At 62.7% G+C, this 14928-nt stretch carries 14 protein-coding genes; 1 reads left to right on the plus strand and 13 read right to left on the minus strand.

Features of this window, described 5'->3' with window-relative positions; genetic code table 11:
• Positions 1 to 54 precede the first annotated feature (54 nt).
• Complete coding sequence (locus NKI20_RS12460; protein WP_352830869.1) at positions 55 to 1191, plus strand: mandelate racemase/muconate lactonizing enzyme family protein; 1137 nt, start codon at positions 55 to 57, stop codon at positions 1189 to 1191.
• 164 nt (positions 1192 to 1355) lie between these two features.
• On the opposite strand, the gene NKI20_RS12465 is transcribed toward NKI20_RS12460, so the two are convergent.
• The 13 genes from NKI20_RS12465 to uxuA all read right to left on the minus strand — a co-directional run bounded on the left by NKI20_RS12465 (position 1356) and on the right by uxuA (position 14898).
• Entirely contained in the window at positions 1356 to 2192 is an 837-nt protein-coding gene (locus NKI20_RS12465) for an SMP-30/gluconolactonase/LRE family protein (RefSeq protein WP_352830871.1), read from the minus strand.
• A gap of 10 nt (positions 2193 to 2202) precedes the next feature.
• The gene (locus tag NKI20_RS12470; protein ID WP_352830872.1) at positions 2203 to 3990 is read right to left on the minus strand and encodes a CoA-transferase; all 1788 of its coding nucleotides are present in this window, start codon (positions 3988 to 3990) and stop codon (positions 2203 to 2205) included.
• Positions 3987 to 4139, minus strand: a complete 153-nt coding sequence (locus tag NKI20_RS12475) for a hypothetical protein (RefSeq protein WP_352830874.1) — start codon at positions 4137 to 4139, stop codon at positions 3987 to 3989. Before NKI20_RS12475 ends, NKI20_RS12470 begins: the two co-directional genes overlap by 4 nt.
• On the minus strand, positions 4136 to 4918 hold the full coding sequence (locus tag NKI20_RS12480; RefSeq protein WP_352830875.1) for an enoyl-CoA hydratase/isomerase family protein: 783 nt from the start codon (positions 4916 to 4918) through the stop codon (positions 4136 to 4138). Before NKI20_RS12480 ends, NKI20_RS12475 begins: the two co-directional genes overlap by 4 nt.
• 2 nt (positions 4919 to 4920) lie before the next feature.
• The gene (locus tag NKI20_RS12485; RefSeq protein ID WP_352830877.1) at positions 4921 to 6126 is read right to left on the minus strand and encodes a CaiB/BaiF CoA transferase family protein; all 1206 of its coding nucleotides are present in this window, start codon (positions 6124 to 6126) and stop codon (positions 4921 to 4923) included.
• 21 nt (positions 6127 to 6147) lie between these two features.
• A complete protein-coding gene (locus tag NKI20_RS12490; protein WP_352830879.1) occupies positions 6148 to 6933 on the minus strand; it encodes an SDR family NAD(P)-dependent oxidoreductase in 786 nt (261 codons plus the stop codon).
• Between the two features lies 1 nt (position 6934).
• The gene (locus NKI20_RS12495; protein ID WP_352830881.1) at positions 6935 to 7930 is read right to left on the minus strand and encodes an ABC transporter permease; all 996 of its coding nucleotides are present in this window, start codon (positions 7928 to 7930) and stop codon (positions 6935 to 6937) included.
• A gap of 45 nt (positions 7931 to 7975) precedes the next feature.
• Positions 7976 to 9508, minus strand: a complete 1533-nt coding sequence (locus NKI20_RS12500; RefSeq protein ID WP_352830883.1) for a sugar ABC transporter ATP-binding protein — start codon at positions 9506 to 9508, stop codon at positions 7976 to 7978.
• A complete protein-coding gene (locus NKI20_RS12505) occupies positions 9498 to 10481 on the minus strand; it encodes an ABC transporter permease (RefSeq protein WP_352830884.1) in 984 nt (327 codons plus the stop codon). The genes NKI20_RS12500 and NKI20_RS12505 overlap by 11 nt, the downstream gene beginning before the upstream one ends.
• Positions 10482 to 10551: 70 nt before the next feature.
• Entirely contained in the window at positions 10552 to 11583 is a 1032-nt protein-coding gene (locus NKI20_RS12510; RefSeq protein WP_352830886.1) for a sugar ABC transporter substrate-binding protein, read from the minus strand.
• 28 nt (positions 11584 to 11611) lie between these two features.
• A complete protein-coding gene (locus tag NKI20_RS12515; RefSeq protein WP_352830887.1) occupies positions 11612 to 12463 on the minus strand; it encodes an IclR family transcriptional regulator in 852 nt (283 codons plus the stop codon).
• Entirely contained in the window at positions 12463 to 13605 is a 1143-nt protein-coding gene (locus NKI20_RS12520; RefSeq protein ID WP_352830889.1) for an ABC transporter substrate-binding protein, read from the minus strand. Before NKI20_RS12520 ends, NKI20_RS12515 begins: the two co-directional genes overlap by 1 nt.
• Positions 13606 to 13713: 108 nt before the next feature.
• Complete coding sequence (uxuA, locus tag NKI20_RS12525) at positions 13714 to 14898, minus strand: mannonate dehydratase (protein ID WP_352830891.1); 1185 nt, start codon at positions 14896 to 14898, stop codon at positions 13714 to 13716.
• Between the last annotated feature and the right edge of the window lie 30 nt (positions 14899 to 14928).

Genomic DNA, 14928 nt, shown 5'->3' on the forward strand with positions numbered 1-14928 from the left:
AGACGCAATCTGATAGATCAGTTTATCATTGTAAACGATCAGAAAGCCCTTGTGATGAGCCTTTCGCATTTTCGTATAACCCGATTTCAGTTCGCCCGCGACCGGGTAATCGGAGACAGTCAAGTTCGGGTGGACGATGTCAACGTCGCCACGTTGGAACTCGTCTCGGAAAGCGGCGAGGTTGGGCTGGGGTTCATCCAGGCGCTCTTCAATCCTCTACCCGATCAGACGGAGATCGAGACTGTTTTCGAACACGAGGTTTGGCCGACACTCAGGGGACACAAGGCGATCGCGCTGGTTCATCGTGTGAACCGCCCGCGCGGCGGCAACCAGCGGTCCTATTCGCTGCCCTTTCACGAGGCGGTTCAGGTGGCGCTTTGGGATCTTGCGGGGAAGGAAGCCGGCCTGCCTCTTCACGTCTTGCTTGGCAGTCGCCGCAACCGCGTGAAAGCCTACGCCAGCGGCCTCGATTTTCACCTCGACGATGAGGCGTTCGTCTCGTTGTTCTCTCACGCGGCATCGCTTGGCTACTCCGCTTTCAAGATCAAAGTCGGCCATCCGGATTTCGACCGCGATCTGCGGCGCCTGGAGCTGTTGAAGACCTGCGTTCCGGCAGGCTCAAAAGTCATGATCGATCCAAACGAGGCGTGGACATCGAAGGAAGCGCTCGTGAAATTGGTCGCGATCCGCGATGCCGGTCACGATCTTCTCTGGGTCGAGGATCCGATCCTACGTCACGACCACGAAGGATTGAGAACGCTCAGGCATGCCGTGACATGGACCCAGGTCAACAGCGGCGAATATCTGGATCTTCAAGGCAAGCGGCTTCTTCTGGAAGCCCACGCAGCCGACATGCTGAATGTCCACGGCCAGGTGACCGACGTCATGCGCGTCGGGTGGCTAGCCGCCGAACTCGGAATCCCGGTCAGCATCGGCAACACCTTCCTGGAGGTTGGCGTGCATATGGCGGTCGCCCTTCCCGAGGTCGAATGGCTGGAGTATTCGTTCCAGAATTTCGATCATCTGGTGGAACAGCCCATCGAAATCCGAGACGGCTACGTCTATGCGCCCGATCGACCCGGCCATGGACTGGTGCTTTCCGAAAGAGCACGCGGCGAATGGAGGAGACCGAGGCGCCTGGCCCGGTCGGAACTGGGCGCAGCGCCCCAAAATCCACGCCTTGTCCCGTGAAGCAGAAGAGAAGCTGAAGCCCAGACCGGGCGGCGGTCAGAAAATCAGAAATCCTGCTGTCGTTCCGTGCAGCCCTCGGAGACTGCGCGGTAGTGGCGACAATCCACCCCAAGGTCCGATCGAATTTGCACAGTCACCATGAGCATTTGATGCCGCGCGTCGGTTTATCGACCGGCCAAGGTCAAATCGATCTCGGTGATGTGCCAACGGCCGAGATTGGAGGTGTAGAGTTTGTTACCCTTGAAGGCGATATTGGTGGGATGCGACAGCGTGGTTGCCGCCGGATCCTCGATCAGCACTTGGAGTCCCCGATCGTTGCACCAGCAATAGATCCGGCTGGGCTCGTAACATGAAATGAACAGCGATCCGTCCGGAGCGAAGGCTAGGCCATCCGGGACGTTATGTACGCCCTCGATGACGACCTGTTTCGACCCAGCCGCACCGTCGGCAAGGATCGGCACGTAGCTGATACAAGACGCATTGCTTTCCACCACATAAAGCCCGCTTCCCTCCGGCGCCATGGCCATGCCATTGGCAAAGGACATCGCCTCCTGGCACCACAGACGGCCCTCGCCCGTTTTGAGATCGTAGCGGAAGATGCCGGAACGATTGTCCTCGCCGACGCTGTCCGACACGTAGAGGCAGCCCCTCGCCTCGTCGACAATGGGATAATTCGGCACGCGTATGCCGGACGACGCGAAGCGCTCCATGCCCGCTGTCGCGGCATCCCAACGAAAGATCGCGGCGTGCTTCAGGTCACAGGCGAAGCAGTTCCCCATGCTGTCGAAGGCTATGCCGAGCAGAAAACCGTCCGTGCCGCCCATGCGCTCAACCGAGCCGCCATCGGCGGCCAGCCGCAGGAGGTCGCCGGTTTCGGTGCCGCACCAGATCGACCCGTCACGGTGGACTGCCACGCCCTCCGGGTGCGCGACGCGCGGGCTGGTGAAGATGCCGTCGAAGAAGACGCGCGCGGCGGACATGTCGAGCAATGGTTTTGCCATGGAGCGCTCCTCAGCTTGCGACGTGCGATCTCTGTGCGGCGATGCAGCGCTCGACCATCGCGCGGTCGGCGGCGAGGATCTCGGCGATCAGCGCACCGCGCTCCTTGGCGCTGACAAATTCGAGGCGCCGCAGGCCGAGCGGGTCGATGCGATTGCGCAGAACAGCGAGCACATCGCTGGAAGGAAGGGGGACCTCCCGACAATCGGCGTCGAAGGCCACCGCAAACCCGGTGGCGTCGCGGATCTGCTGCTGCATGACGCCGGGCATGGTCTCGGTGACGATCAATTCCCGGGAAATCCGGTCGAGCCGGAAAACGCAGAGATCGGTGAACACCAGCGCCTGGCCGGTGCGATAGCCCATCGGCTCTCGCTCCGCCGGTGTCAGCAGCCCGCGGGCGGAACTGACGATCTCCACCTCGTCCACCAGCGACTGGACCGAATGCCGGGGGATGTAGAGCAAATAGTCGCGGTGCATGTTGGCGACGTCGGCCATGCCGCCCTGCCCGGGCAACCGGATCAGGCCGCCGCTCGGTTTGCGCAGCGCGATGGTGTTGACGCGGCCGCGTCGGTCGACCTGCGCCGCGCCAACGATCTCATGCGTCACGGCACCCGCCTGATAGTAAGTCGAGTAAGTGTCGTCGCCGCCGGCATGCGTCACTGCCGTCTCGCAATCAAGGCTTTCGATCAGCGACAGGATCATCGGGCTCGGCGCGATGTCGAGATGGCCGCAGCTCATCGTCGCGATGATCATGTCGGGCGCATGCGTCGCCTTGGCCAACCGGTAGGCGACGTTGGCCAGCGGCGAGACAGCGCCGGCGCTGGCAAAACTCTCATTGTCGAGTTCGGCGGCGATGCGGGCGGCAATGATCTCGTCGCTGGATGCTTTCTCCTCACCATGTGCGAGCGCCGGCATTGCGAGGGCCGTTTCGGCGCGAACCTTCGCAGCCTTTTGCAGCGGCTTCGGCACGCCATCGGAAGGTAGTTGGAGACTGTCTGCCAAGGGTGTTTCCCGTGCCGCGAATACCTCCGACAACGCCTTATAGTCGGTGACATAGAATGGCAGGCAGGACGCCGGCCAAGCGCCGCCCGGCGCCAGCGCTATGGCCGAAACCTGGTTGCGGGTCAGCACGCTCTGGCGTCGGTCCTGCCGCAGCGCCCCAACCGGGACGATCTCCTCGACAGTGACCAGCACCTTGCGTGCCGCGCCCGCCATTGCGAAGTCCAGTGCGCGCGGGCCGATGACCTGAACATTGCCATTTTCATCCGCCCGCTGTGCGTGGACGACGAACGTATCGAGCCTCAGCGGCGGGATGAATCCCATATCTGTTCCGGCGATCGGATCGGGCACGGCTCTCGCGCCCGGCAAACGCGACAGCATGTCCGATCCCTCCGGAAGCTGGAACGGCATGGACGGCAGATTCTGCTGCGCAGCCCGCAGCGCCTGGATCATGGCCAGTGCCGTCCAATCGCGAACCGGTATCGCTCCGCTTTCGGCGGCGGCACGGAACCTCGGCGGCAGGCCGAAAATATCGAGACTGGAGAAGCAAAGGTCGATTTCCGCCACCGCATCCGCTTCGAGCAGCAGCTCGAGCGGCAACCCGCCCGCCCAGCAAACGTAGTGCAAATCCTTGACGCCCAGCTGGGCAATCGCGTGCAGCAATGCGATCGGCAGCCGAGCGAAATGGTGACCGCCGACGCCAAGCGAGTCGCCTTGGCCGACCATCGCGGCCAGCCCTTCGACATCAGTGAAGCGCGGCCGGTTCGACTTGACCAGGGACATTGCGGCACGATCATTCACAGCGCGGACGCCTCGATGCGGTAGCGGGTCACGAACGGCTTTTCGGTTGAGAATTCCAGCGCCGTCGCAACGCCGGATTGGGCGATGGGGTTGTCAGCCAGCGCAAGCATCGCGCCAAGCCGCTGGACGGTCAGCGCGCCGGTCTTCACGGCCCAGCCTTCTTTGTCGTGCTCCTGTCGGCGAATTCTTTGACCCGCTGCTGGCCGATCTCGCTGCGATAGAGGTCGCCCAATATGTCGCGTTCCATGGCGAGGCCATCGGCCAGGTCGCCCGAAACGGCATGCAACGTCAGTGCCTTCAACCCTTCGATCGCGGCGGCTGGCTCGGCGGCAATTATCTCAGCCAATTCCAGCGCGCGCGCCATCAGCCTGTCGGCGTCGACGATCTCGTTGACAAGGCCGGAACTGGCGAATTCAGAGGCCGGTAAGATGGCGCCGGTCATCAGCAGCAAATTGGCACGGTTGCGGCCGAGCTTGGCGACGCTGCGTTGCGTACCGCCACCGCCGGGGACCAGCCCGAGCTTGATCTCCGGCAGGCCGAGTTTCGCGAACTGGTTGGCGATCACGATGTCGCAGCACAGCACCAACTCCATGCCGCCGCCCAGGGCAAAGCCGTTGACCGCCGCGATCACCGGTTTGCGGTTGTTCTCGATCGCCGCGTACATGCGCATGCCGGCAGTCTGGAACGTGTCGAACTCGGCGGCGGTCTGCGCGGCGTATTCCTTGATGTCGGCGCCGGCCATGAAGCCGCGACCTTCGCCGGTCACCACGATCGCTCCCACGCCCGCATCGTTGGACAGCGCCTCGAAGGCGTCGGTGATCTCACCTTGCATCATCCGGTTCATGGCGTTGAGCTGGTCGGCGCGGCGGAAGGTGACGACCGCGACGCGGCCAGAGATTTCGACCGTGAGTGTCCGATAGAAGCGCATTGTCAGGCCGCGTCCACAGTCATGTCGCCTGACGCCTCCAGTGCTGCGATTTCCTCCTTGGAGAGGCCGAACTCGGCCAGGATCTCGCGGCCATGCTGGCCGACCAGCGGCGCCGGCCGCTCGATGGTCGCGGGCGTCTCGCTCATCTTGACCGCGGGCGCCACCACCCGCACCTTGCCGCCGCGCGGATGATCATAGCTGGTGATCATGCCCATATGCTTGACCTGCGGGTCTTCGGCCGCGCGGCGGATGTCCTTCACCTCGGCGCACCAGATGTCGGCTGCCAGCAGCCGTGCCAGCAGATCCTGCGTGGCGAATTTCTTCGTCTCCGCATTGACATTCTCGAACACCTCGTCGCGCTTGTCGAACAAGGTTTTCAGATCGTCGTAGACGGCAAGCTGCGGCGCCTCCAGCACCTCGTAAAGCGTCTTGAACGGGCTCATGGCGATCGAAATGTAGCCGCCGTCCTTCGCCTCGTAGATGCCGAACGGCGCCTGCATGCCGGGATGGCCGATGCCGGAATTGGGCCGCACGAAATCCTCGCCGAGGTTGAGCACGGCTACATATTCCTGATTGAGATGCGCCAGCAGACCGGCCAGCAGATTGACCTCGATCTTCTGGCCCTTGCCGGTCTTCTCGCGATAGTAAAGCGCCGACAGGATGCCGTAGACCATGTTCATGGCGCCGATCTGGTCGGCGAGCCCGGCGCCGGCCGGGACCGGCGCCTGGTCGCCGCGGCCGGTGTTGGCAATCAACCCGGCTAGCCCCTGGATCAGCATGTCCTGGCCGGGGCGCTCGACATAGGGGCCTTCCTCGCCATAGCCGGAACCCGAACAATAGATGATGCGCGGATTGACGGCCTTGAAGTCCTCGTAACCATAGCCGAGTTTGGCCAGCACGCCGGGGCGGAAATTCTGCACCACTACGTCGGCGCTCTCGGCCATCTCCATGATGATCGTGTGCACCTTGCGGCTCTTCAGGTTGAGGGCAATCGAGCGCTTGTTGCGGTTCCAGGCGAGGAAATTCGGGCTCTCGGAGCCGCCCACCCATTTGGCGAAGAAGGTCATGCCACGGAACATGTCGCCAGCGCCGGCACGCTCGATCTTGATGACATCGGCGCCCATGTCGCCGAGCAGCTGTGTGGCGAACGGGCCCTGCAGCAAATGGCTGAAATCGAGGATGCGGACGCCTTCGAGGGCCTTGTTCATTTCAAATCTCGTTTCGTGTTTTCAAAGCAGTTCGGGAACATAGCGCGGTGCGGCGGTCAGCCCGCCGTCCACACGCAAATCGGTGCCGGTGGTGAAGCCAGCGGCATCGGAGGCGAGATAGACGGCGGCCTCGGCCACTTCGGAGGGTTCGCCTATGCGGCCGAGCGGATGCATCTTGACCCAGGCCTTGGCCAAGTTGCCGCCGATCTCCTTGATCAGCCTGTCGTTCATCGGCGTGTTGATGGTGCCAGGCGAGATCGAATTGACGCGGATGTTCACCGGGCCGAACTCGACCGCCATCTGGCGCGTCATCGCCATCACCGCGCCCTTGGCGCCGGCATAGGCGGTCCAACCGTCCAGCCCGATATGACCTTGCGCCGAGGCCATGTTGATGATCGAGCCGGACTTCTGCGCGATCATGTGCGGCAATGCGTATTTGCAGCCGCGAAACACGCTGGTCAGGTTGACCGCGATCAGCCGGTGCCATTGCTCGTCGGTCATCTCGTGCACCGGCATGCCGCCAATGGCGATGGCGGCATTGTTGATCAGGATGTCGAGGTGCCCGGTCTTCTTGACGGCGCTGTCGATGAGGCCGGCGATGTCGGCCTCTTGAGAGACGTCGCAATGCACGTAATCGGCCTGACGGCCGGCGGCGCGAAGTGCGGCCGCGAATTCCTCGCCGGCGCCGTCGGCTATGTCGCCGAGGAAAACATGCGCGCCTTCGCGCGCCATCGCTTCAGCGATCGCGTGGCCGATGCCGTCGGCAGCACCGGTTATGATAGCGGTTTTCCCTTCCAGACGAGCCATGTCAGCCTCCATTCGCGCGCCGGCGTTTCGCTTCGTCGAAGGCGACCGCGGCGATGATGATCATGCCGGTGATGACCAGTTGCCATTCGGTCGGCAGGCCGAGGCCGCGCAGGCCGTTGGACAGGAACTGCAGGATCAGCACGCCCAGCGCCATGCCTGTCAGGCTGCCAATGCCGCCGGCAAGGCTGACTCCACCGAGCACCGTCGCGGCAACGACCTGGAATTCGAAATTGAGCCCCGCCGTATGCTGCGCCGAGCCGACGCGCGCGGCGAGAATAATGCCCGCAATTGTCGCCAGCAGTGAGCTGATGATGAAGCAGATGAACTTGACGCGCCGCACATCATAGCCAGCCAGCCGCGCCACTTCCTGATTCCCGCCGACGGCATAGATCTGCCGCCCGAACGGCCGATGCTGCATCATGTAGGCGAAGGCGGTGAGAAGGACGATCGCGATGACAGCCGAATAGGGGATGGTGTTGAACAGGCGGCCATCCGACAGAGCGATGAAACTGTCGAGGCCGGCATCGTCCGGGATGGCGCGCTGGCCGGTATAGAGATAAACTCCGCCACGCATGATGAACATCGTGCCCAAAGTCACGATCAGCGAGTTGATGCCGGCATAGGCGGTTAGATAGCCGTTCACCACGCCGATGATCAGCCCGAACAGCAGCGCGCCACTGATGCCGAGCCACAGCGAATTGGTGTCGTTCATGATGATGATCAGCGGCAACGCAATGGTCGCGAGCAGAGAGCCGATCGAGATGTCGACCTCGCCGGAAATGAAGACGATGGCGCAGCCAATGCCGGCGATCAGCGGCAGCGACGCCTGGCCAAGCACGTTGGTCAAATTGCGCACGGAGAAGAAATTCTCGACCGTGAAAGAAAAGAACGCCAGAACCAGGATGAGGCAGACGAACAGCGCCAGTTCCTGTCGGGCAATGAGCCGCACCAGCATGGATGGCTGGGCCTTTGCGGAAGCCGTGGCTGCAAAGCTCATCGCATGCTCCCTTCGAGGTGGGGCTGATCGCTTGATGTCATCATCTTACCCGATCGCCGCATTGAGGATCTTCTCCTGTGTAGCTTCCTCGCGCGACATGATCACGGTCAGGCGGCCTTCGCACATCACCGCGATCCGATCCGCAAGACCGAGCAGTTCCGGCATCTCGGACGTCATCATGACGACCGCCAGGCCCTCGCCGGCGAGCCGGTCGATCAGCGCGAAGATTTCCGACTTGGCGCCGACGTCGATGCCGCGCGTCGGCTCGTCGACGACGATCACTTTCAGGCCTCGCATCAGCCAACGCGCGATCAGCACTTTCTGCTGATTGCCGCCCGACAGGTTCTTCACCTGCTGGAACAGGCTGGGCGTCTTGATGCGGAAACGGTCGACATAGTCCTGCACCGCCTTGTGTTCCTTCGCCTTGTCTACGAACCCCAGGCGGGCGAAAGCGCCGAGCGAGGCCAGGCTTGCATTCTGGTAGACAGGCAGTTCGCCCATCAGCCCTTCGCTCTTGCGATCCTCGGTGAGCAGGCCGATGCCGAGCTTGACGCCGGTGCGCGTGTCACGCGGCACGAGCCGGCTGCCGTCGACGGTGATCGTGCCCGCAGTGATCGGGTCATAGCCTACGATCGCCTTGGCGAGTTCGGTGCGGCCAGCGCCCATCAATCCAAAGAAGCCGAGCACCTCGCCGGCTCGTGCCTCGAAGGAGACGTCGGTCAGCTTCTTCGCCGTGCTGAGGTTCTCCACCGACAGCGCGACCTTGCTGCCCGCCGCGCCACGCTGGCGGGGAAACAGATTGTCGATGCGCCGGCCGATCATGTCCTGGATCAGCGTGTCGTTGGTGTGCTCGCCGATCGGCCTGGTCGAGATGTGGCGCCCATCACGCAGCACGGTCACCGTATCGGCGATCTCGAACACCTCGTCGAGCTTGTGGCTGACATAGACCACCGCGATGCCAAGGCTGGCCAGCCGGCGGATGACTGTGAACAGCAGCGAGACCTCGTTCGGCGTCAGCGAAGACGTCGGTTCGTCCATCACCACGACGCGGGCTTCATGGGCGAGCGCGCGGGCGATCTCGACCATCTGCTGCTGGCTGACCGGCAGCGATCCCGTGCGCGCCGCCGGATCGACGTTGAAGCCGATGCGGTTGAACAGCGCGGCTGAATCGGCACGAATCTTCTTCCAGTCGATCGAGCCGGCTCTGCCGGTCGGATAGCCTTCCAGGAAGATATTCTCGGCAACGGTGAATTCGGAGATCAGCGCAATCTCCTGGAACACGACCTTGATGCCTTCCTTCAGGCTGTCGCGCGGCGACTTGATGTCGACCTCGTGCCCGCGCATGCGGATGGTGCCGGCATCCTTGCCGTAGACACCAGCCATGATCTTGATCAGCGTCGACTTGCCGGCGCCGTTCTCGCCCATCAAGGCATGGATTTTGCCGGGCTCCAGGCTGAAGTCGACATTGTCGAGCGCCACGACGCCGGGGAAGCGCTTGTCGATGCCGCGCAGTTCGAGCGCCGGCACGCTGGTGTCGATGGCCGCGCCTTCGCCAGGGTGAAGGAAATCAACGGACATTGGCTTTGTTCCGGATGGTGTCGAGATAAGTTGCAAGGATGATGACGACGCCCGGCACCACCATCTGCAGGTCCTGGTTCCAACCGAGAATGATGATGCCGTTGTCGATCACCTTCAGCACCAGCACGCCGAGCAAGGTACCGAACAGCGATCCACGGCCGCCGAGCAGGCTGGTGCCGCCGAGGATGACGGCAGCAATGACGGTCAGTTCGAAGCCTCGGCCGGCGGTCGGCTGGCCGGCATTCATCAGCGACGACAGAATCACGCCGGCAACGCCGACGCAGAGCCCGGTGAGAACGAAGGCAAACAGCTTGAGGCGCTCGGACCGAAGGCCGGACAGGCGCACCGCCTTTTCATTGGCGCCAACGGCATAGAGGTAGCGGCCGAGCGTGGTGAAACGCAGCGTCACATAGGCAACCACGAAGATCAGCGCCGCCAGGATGACGGGAACCGGCACCGCGCCGACGTAGCCGGCGCCGAGATCGGTGAAGCTTGCGAGCTGGTTGTGGTTCTGCACCGCCTCGCGCGTGAACAGATAGACGCCGCCTTGCAGCATCATCATCGTGCCGATGGTGGCGATCAGCGAGTTGACCCGCAGCCTGGTGACGACCAGCCCATTGAACAGGCCGACCCCGCCGGCAAAGGCTAGGGCCGCCAGCAAGCCGAGCGTGAGGCTATGGGTAGAATTGAGCACCGCCATGCCGATGCAGCCGACGAAGGCGAGTGACGCGCCGACCGACAGATCGACCTCGGCGGTGATGATGAGCATGGTCATGCCCGAGGCAACGATCAGCACCAGCGCGCATTGGCGCAGAATGGCGATGATGTTGGCCTCCGAATAGAATTGCGGCGCCGCGATTGAGATGGCGATGCACAGCACCGCCAGGATGACACCCAGCACAAGCTGGCTGCTGCCCAGCAGCTGGCCGCCGACAAAGCGCTTCGGCGCGGAGGCGTGTGTAAGCTCGCTCATCTCAATCCATTCGGGCCGCTATGGGTCAGGCGCCCTTCCCGCATTGCGGGAAGGGCAAAGTCAGCCGGCTTTATTTCTTCAGGTCGGCGGAGGTCTTCATGCACTTTGCCGGCGGCTGCAGTGCGTTGACGGCATCCCATTTGATGGTGCGGGTGGTGCCGTCGTAATCATAGAACTTCTTCCAATCCTCGCCGTTCATCGGCGCGGTCGGGCTGACGATATGCTCCGGCACTTCCTCGTTGTTGAAGAGCTTGACCGCAGCATTGATTGCCGTGAAGCCTTCCTTTTCCGGGAACATCGCGGCCTCGATGCGATACGACGGCTCGTTCTGCATCGCGTTGATGAAGGCAAGCCCCTCGCCCCCGGTGCCGACGGTCAACAGGCCATCCTGCGACTTGCCGGCCGCCTTCCAGGCCTGTAGGCCGCCCAACGACGACGAGTCGTTGATGCCGTAGATGATGTTGATATCGGCGTTCTTGGCGAGTGCCGCCGAAGACACTTCGAGCGCGCGGTCGGGATTGCCGCCGCCGTCAAGGTCGTGGACCATGACCGCGTCAGGAATGACGGTCTTCAGCCCGTCCATGAAGCCGTGCGAGCGCAGCACCGTGGCGGAAAGCAGCGGCAGGCCGACATTCATCACCTTGGCAACGCCGCCAAGCTTTTCCTTGGCATATTTGCCGGCCTCGACGCCGGAAAAATAGCCAGTGTCATAGTCGCAGATGGCGACCATCGTGGTCATGCCCTTGACCGGATTGCCCTCGAGCACCACCGGAATGTTGGCGGCTTTGGCCTGGCGCAGCAACGGGACCACACCTTCTTCATTCACCGGCGTGATGATCAGCACATCGACGCCCTTGGCGATGAAGTCTTCGGCTGCAGCGACTTGCTTGGATATGTCGAGATTGGCGTCCTGCACCTCGACCTCGATGCCGAGTTCCTTCCCGTGAGCCTTCATGCCTTTGATGACGTTCTGGTACCATTCATGGGTTGCGTAATTGGTGACGTAGCCGATGCGCTTGGGCATGTTCTCGGCATATGAAGCCGCCGCGCCCATGGCCAGCGCGGCCACGGATGCAAACAGGATTGACTTGGACCAGTGCATTTTCTTCTCCCAGGTTTATCGCTTTTGTTTAATCGCTGAACGGATAGTCCCGCCGTTCCGGGTCGGCACGTAACGAAGAGTTGGATTCCCCCCAGCCGAGCTCCGCCGATATCTTCTCGGCGGCTGCCCGGGTGCGTTCGAAGACGGTCTGCCGGTCGAACCGAGCCGCCTTCTGCGGTAGCAGCGGGACCGTCAGTGCGGCGATGACGGCGCCGGTGTGATCGCGCACCGGCATGGAGATGTTGGTGCAGGCTTCGACGGCCAGCGAGGCACGCATCTCGTAGCCGAGCCTGGCCACCTCGTTCAGCCGTGCCTCGATTTCGGCCCGCGTGCCCTGTCCTTCGCCGGCGGTCACGATGCGATCGACAATGCGGTCGCGCTCGGCCCGGTTCGAATGGGCGAGCAAGACCGCGCCTGAACTGGTTTCGAGGATCGGGAAATGCGACCCCAAGGCAACCGAGTAGCGCATCGGCAGCGGTGAATCGATCTGCAACACCACCAGCGCGTTCTGGCCTTCGCGCACCACGAGGTGGCAACTCTGGTCGGCATTGGCGGTCAGTTCGCGCATCACCGGCAGCGCGCATTCGACCAGCCGGTTTACCGGCGGGTGCATGTGCGCCAGTTCGAACAGCTTCAGCGACAGGCGGAAGCGGTCCGACTGCGTGCGAAAGATGTAGCCGCGCTTTTCCAGCAGGAGCAGGATACGGTAGATTTCGTGAATGGAGCGTCCGAGGCCGGCCGCGATCTCGGTCTGGGTCAGCGTTTCGGCGCTGGCCGCCATGAACTCAAGGACGTCGAGCGCCTTGTCTACCGCGGGCACACGATAGCCGTTGCGGCCGCTTTCGCTGTCGTCGAGCGTCTCGGTAACGCTGGCGGCCATCACGCAATGCTCCGTTCCGGTTGCCTGGTTTTGCGGTAGAGGCGATTCACGTGGTTGGCCAGTTCGGCCGCCGAAATGTCGCCAGCGATGGCGGCGGCCGCATGCGGTGCGGATTCGCGGAAGAAGCCTATGAAGCCAGGATGCTTCGGACGCAGATAGGACGAGCTGATCGTCGCAAGCGTCGAGCTGAAGAAATTGCCGCAGAGTTGGTTGACCTCGACATCCTTCCAGGCTGCCAGCGATCCCGGCTGTCCGCCCGACTTCACATAGTCGCCGCGCTGGTACTCGGGCGAGCACAGGAACACCGCGTAGTCGATCGCGGCCTGCTTGTGTTTCGACCGGGCACTGACGCCGATACCGGCACCGCCGAGCAAGGCTCCGGCGGAACGCGGCGTCGGCACGTCGGCAAAGCGCAGATACGGCCGGTCGGCCCTGGAGGCATAGTTCACATAGCCGAACGCGAAAGGCACATAGACCACGTCGTCATGCGCGATCATGTGGTCATAGCAGCGGATCGGGTTCCACTTTGATGAGTTCGGATGCGACAGCGCCGCGAGCTCTCGCAATTGAGTGACGGCCTGCTCGACCATCTCCTTGGCAATGAATTGCTCACCGTTCTCCTGTGGGCTGCCAAGCGTCAGAAGCATGCACATGGCATCCGTCGGGACCGACGGCAGGCCGAGCCACTTGCCGTTCTTGCGGGCGCGCTGACCAAGCTCGACCACCTCGTCATGTGTGCGCGGCACCAGCCCGTAACGCTCCAGGAGATCCGGGCGATAGGACGCGACCTGACAAGCGGCATCGATGGGCAACGCCCATTGGCGTCCGTTCCCTGCGTAGGAGCGCCAGGACGCACCGACCGAATCGTGTTCGAAGAAACGAATTTGTTCGGCCGACAGATAGGCGTCGAACGGCACCATCAGCTCATCCTTCGCGATGTCGCCGATGAAGGGATGGTCGAACACGACCAGATCGTAAGTGCCGAGCACCGGACCGAGAGTACCCTCGCCGAATTCATAGAGGCTGCGGCGGTCCCATTCGATTTCGAGGCCCGGATTGCCTGCGCAATACGGCGCCACGCTGGCGTCAAGCGGACCCCAGCAACGTCGATGATCCCACGCAAGACCGCGCAGTCTTGTCATTTCAGGCAATTCCTCCCTGGAACCGAGCATGCCCGCCCGGCCCGCATTCGTAGCAGCTATTTTCACATAGACAAGTAACTTTTACATATGCAAACTGCCTGACGGGCTTCAAGCCAGACCGAAGCGTTCCACGGCGCGCATGATGCCACGCAGCTCGGCAAGGCCCTTCAGCCGACCGATTAGCGAATAGCCGGGATTGATCCTTGTCTTGCCGATATCGTCGGCGAGCAGATGGCCGTGGTCCGGTCGCATCGGAATGCGCCAGTCGGCGCGGCCCTCGTTGCGGCGCCGGGTCTCCTCCTGCATCAGAGCGAGGATGACATGCGCCATGTCGGTGCCGCCCTCGAGGTGCTCGGCTTCATGGAACGAGCCGTCATCCTCGATGGTGATGTTGCGCAGATGGACGAAATGGATGCGATCGGCGAATTCCTTGACCATGGCGACGATGTCGTTGTCGGCGCGCGTGCCGTAGGAGCCGGTGCAGAACGTCAGGCCGTTGGCCGGGCTGTCGACGGCGTTGAGGATGAAACGCGCATCCTCGGCGGTCGAAACGATGCGCGGCAGGCCATAGAGCGAGAAGGGCGGGTCGTCGGGATGGATGCACATGCGCACCCCCTCCTCTTCGGCCACCGGAATGATCTCGCGCAGGAACCAGGCAAGATTGTCGCGCAGCTCCTTCGGTCCGATCGCGTCGTATTCCGCCAGGGCCTCGCGAAAACTGTCCCTGTCGTAGCTGCGCTCCGTCGCCGGCAGGCCGGCGATCAGGTTGCGTTCGATCTGGTCGATCTTCTCAGCGCCCAATTCCTTCAGCCGCGCTTCCGCCTCGGCGATACGCGCCGGCGTATAGCTTGCCGCGCCGTTCCCGCGTTTCAGCACGAACAAATCGTAGGCGGCGAAATCGATCGCGTCGAAACGCAGCGCATAACCCGTCGTCGGAAGCCGATAGGCCAGGTCCGTGCGGGTCCAGTCGACCACGGGCATGAAATTGTAGCAGACCGTCGCAATGCCGGCCTTGGCAAGTGCGCGGATGCTGTCGCGATAATAGCCAGCGTAGCGCTCGCGTTCCGGTGCGCCGATCTTGAAAGAATTGTGGACCGGGATGCTCTCGACAACCGACCAGGCCAGACCTGCGGCCTCGATGATGCGCTTGCGCTCCAGAATGCGCTCGAGCGGCCATGCGCGCCCGTCGTAGATATCATGCAAGGCTGTCACCACGCCTGTCGCGCCCGCCTGCTTGACATGATCGAGTGTTACCGGGTCGTTCGGTCCATACCAACGCCAGCACTGTTCCATGAAGCCTCCTCAATGTCAGGTGGGCGACAT

Origin of the sequence: Mesorhizobium sp. M0830, assembly GCF_040319965.1 — a bacterium.
Lineage (GTDB): Bacteria > Pseudomonadota > Alphaproteobacteria > Rhizobiales > Rhizobiaceae > Mesorhizobium.

What these genes read in the sequence shown, in the direction of transcription:
- NKI20_RS12460 (WP_352830869.1), top strand. Translation starts at nt 55, where the DNA reads ATGAGCCTTTCGCATTTTCGTATAACCCGATTTCAGTTCGCCCGCGAC.
- NKI20_RS12465 (WP_352830871.1), bottom strand. Translation starts at nt 2,192, where the DNA reads ATGGCAAAACCATTGCTCGACATGTCCGCCGCGCGCGTCTTCTTCGAC.
- NKI20_RS12480 (WP_352830875.1), bottom strand. Translation starts at nt 4,918, where the DNA reads ATGCGCTTCTATCGGACACTCACGGTCGAAATCTCTGGCCGCGTCGCG.
- NKI20_RS12485 (WP_352830877.1), bottom strand. Translation starts at nt 6,126, where the DNA reads ATGAACAAGGCCCTCGAAGGCGTCCGCATCCTCGATTTCAGCCATTTG.
- NKI20_RS12490 (WP_352830879.1), bottom strand. Translation starts at nt 6,933, where the DNA reads ATGGCTCGTCTGGAAGGGAAAACCGCTATCATAACCGGTGCTGCCGAC.
- NKI20_RS12495 (WP_352830881.1), bottom strand. Translation starts at nt 7,930, where the DNA reads ATGAGCTTTGCAGCCACGGCTTCCGCAAAGGCCCAGCCATCCATGCTG.
- NKI20_RS12500 (WP_352830883.1), bottom strand. Translation starts at nt 9,508, where the DNA reads ATGTCCGTTGATTTCCTTCACCCTGGCGAAGGCGCGGCCATCGACACC.
- NKI20_RS12505 (WP_352830884.1), bottom strand. Translation starts at nt 10,481, where the DNA reads ATGAGCGAGCTTACACACGCCTCCGCGCCGAAGCGCTTTGTCGGCGGC.
- NKI20_RS12510 (WP_352830886.1), bottom strand. Translation starts at nt 11,583, where the DNA reads ATGCACTGGTCCAAGTCAATCCTGTTTGCATCCGTGGCCGCGCTGGCC.
- NKI20_RS12515 (WP_352830887.1), bottom strand. Translation starts at nt 12,463, where the DNA reads ATGGCCGCCAGCGTTACCGAGACGCTCGACGACAGCGAAAGCGGCCGC.
- NKI20_RS12520 (WP_352830889.1), bottom strand. Translation starts at nt 13,605, where the DNA reads ATGACAAGACTGCGCGGTCTTGCGTGGGATCATCGACGTTGCTGGGGT.
- uxuA (WP_352830891.1), bottom strand. Translation starts at nt 14,898, where the DNA reads ATGGAACAGTGCTGGCGTTGGTATGGACCGAACGACCCGGTAACACTC.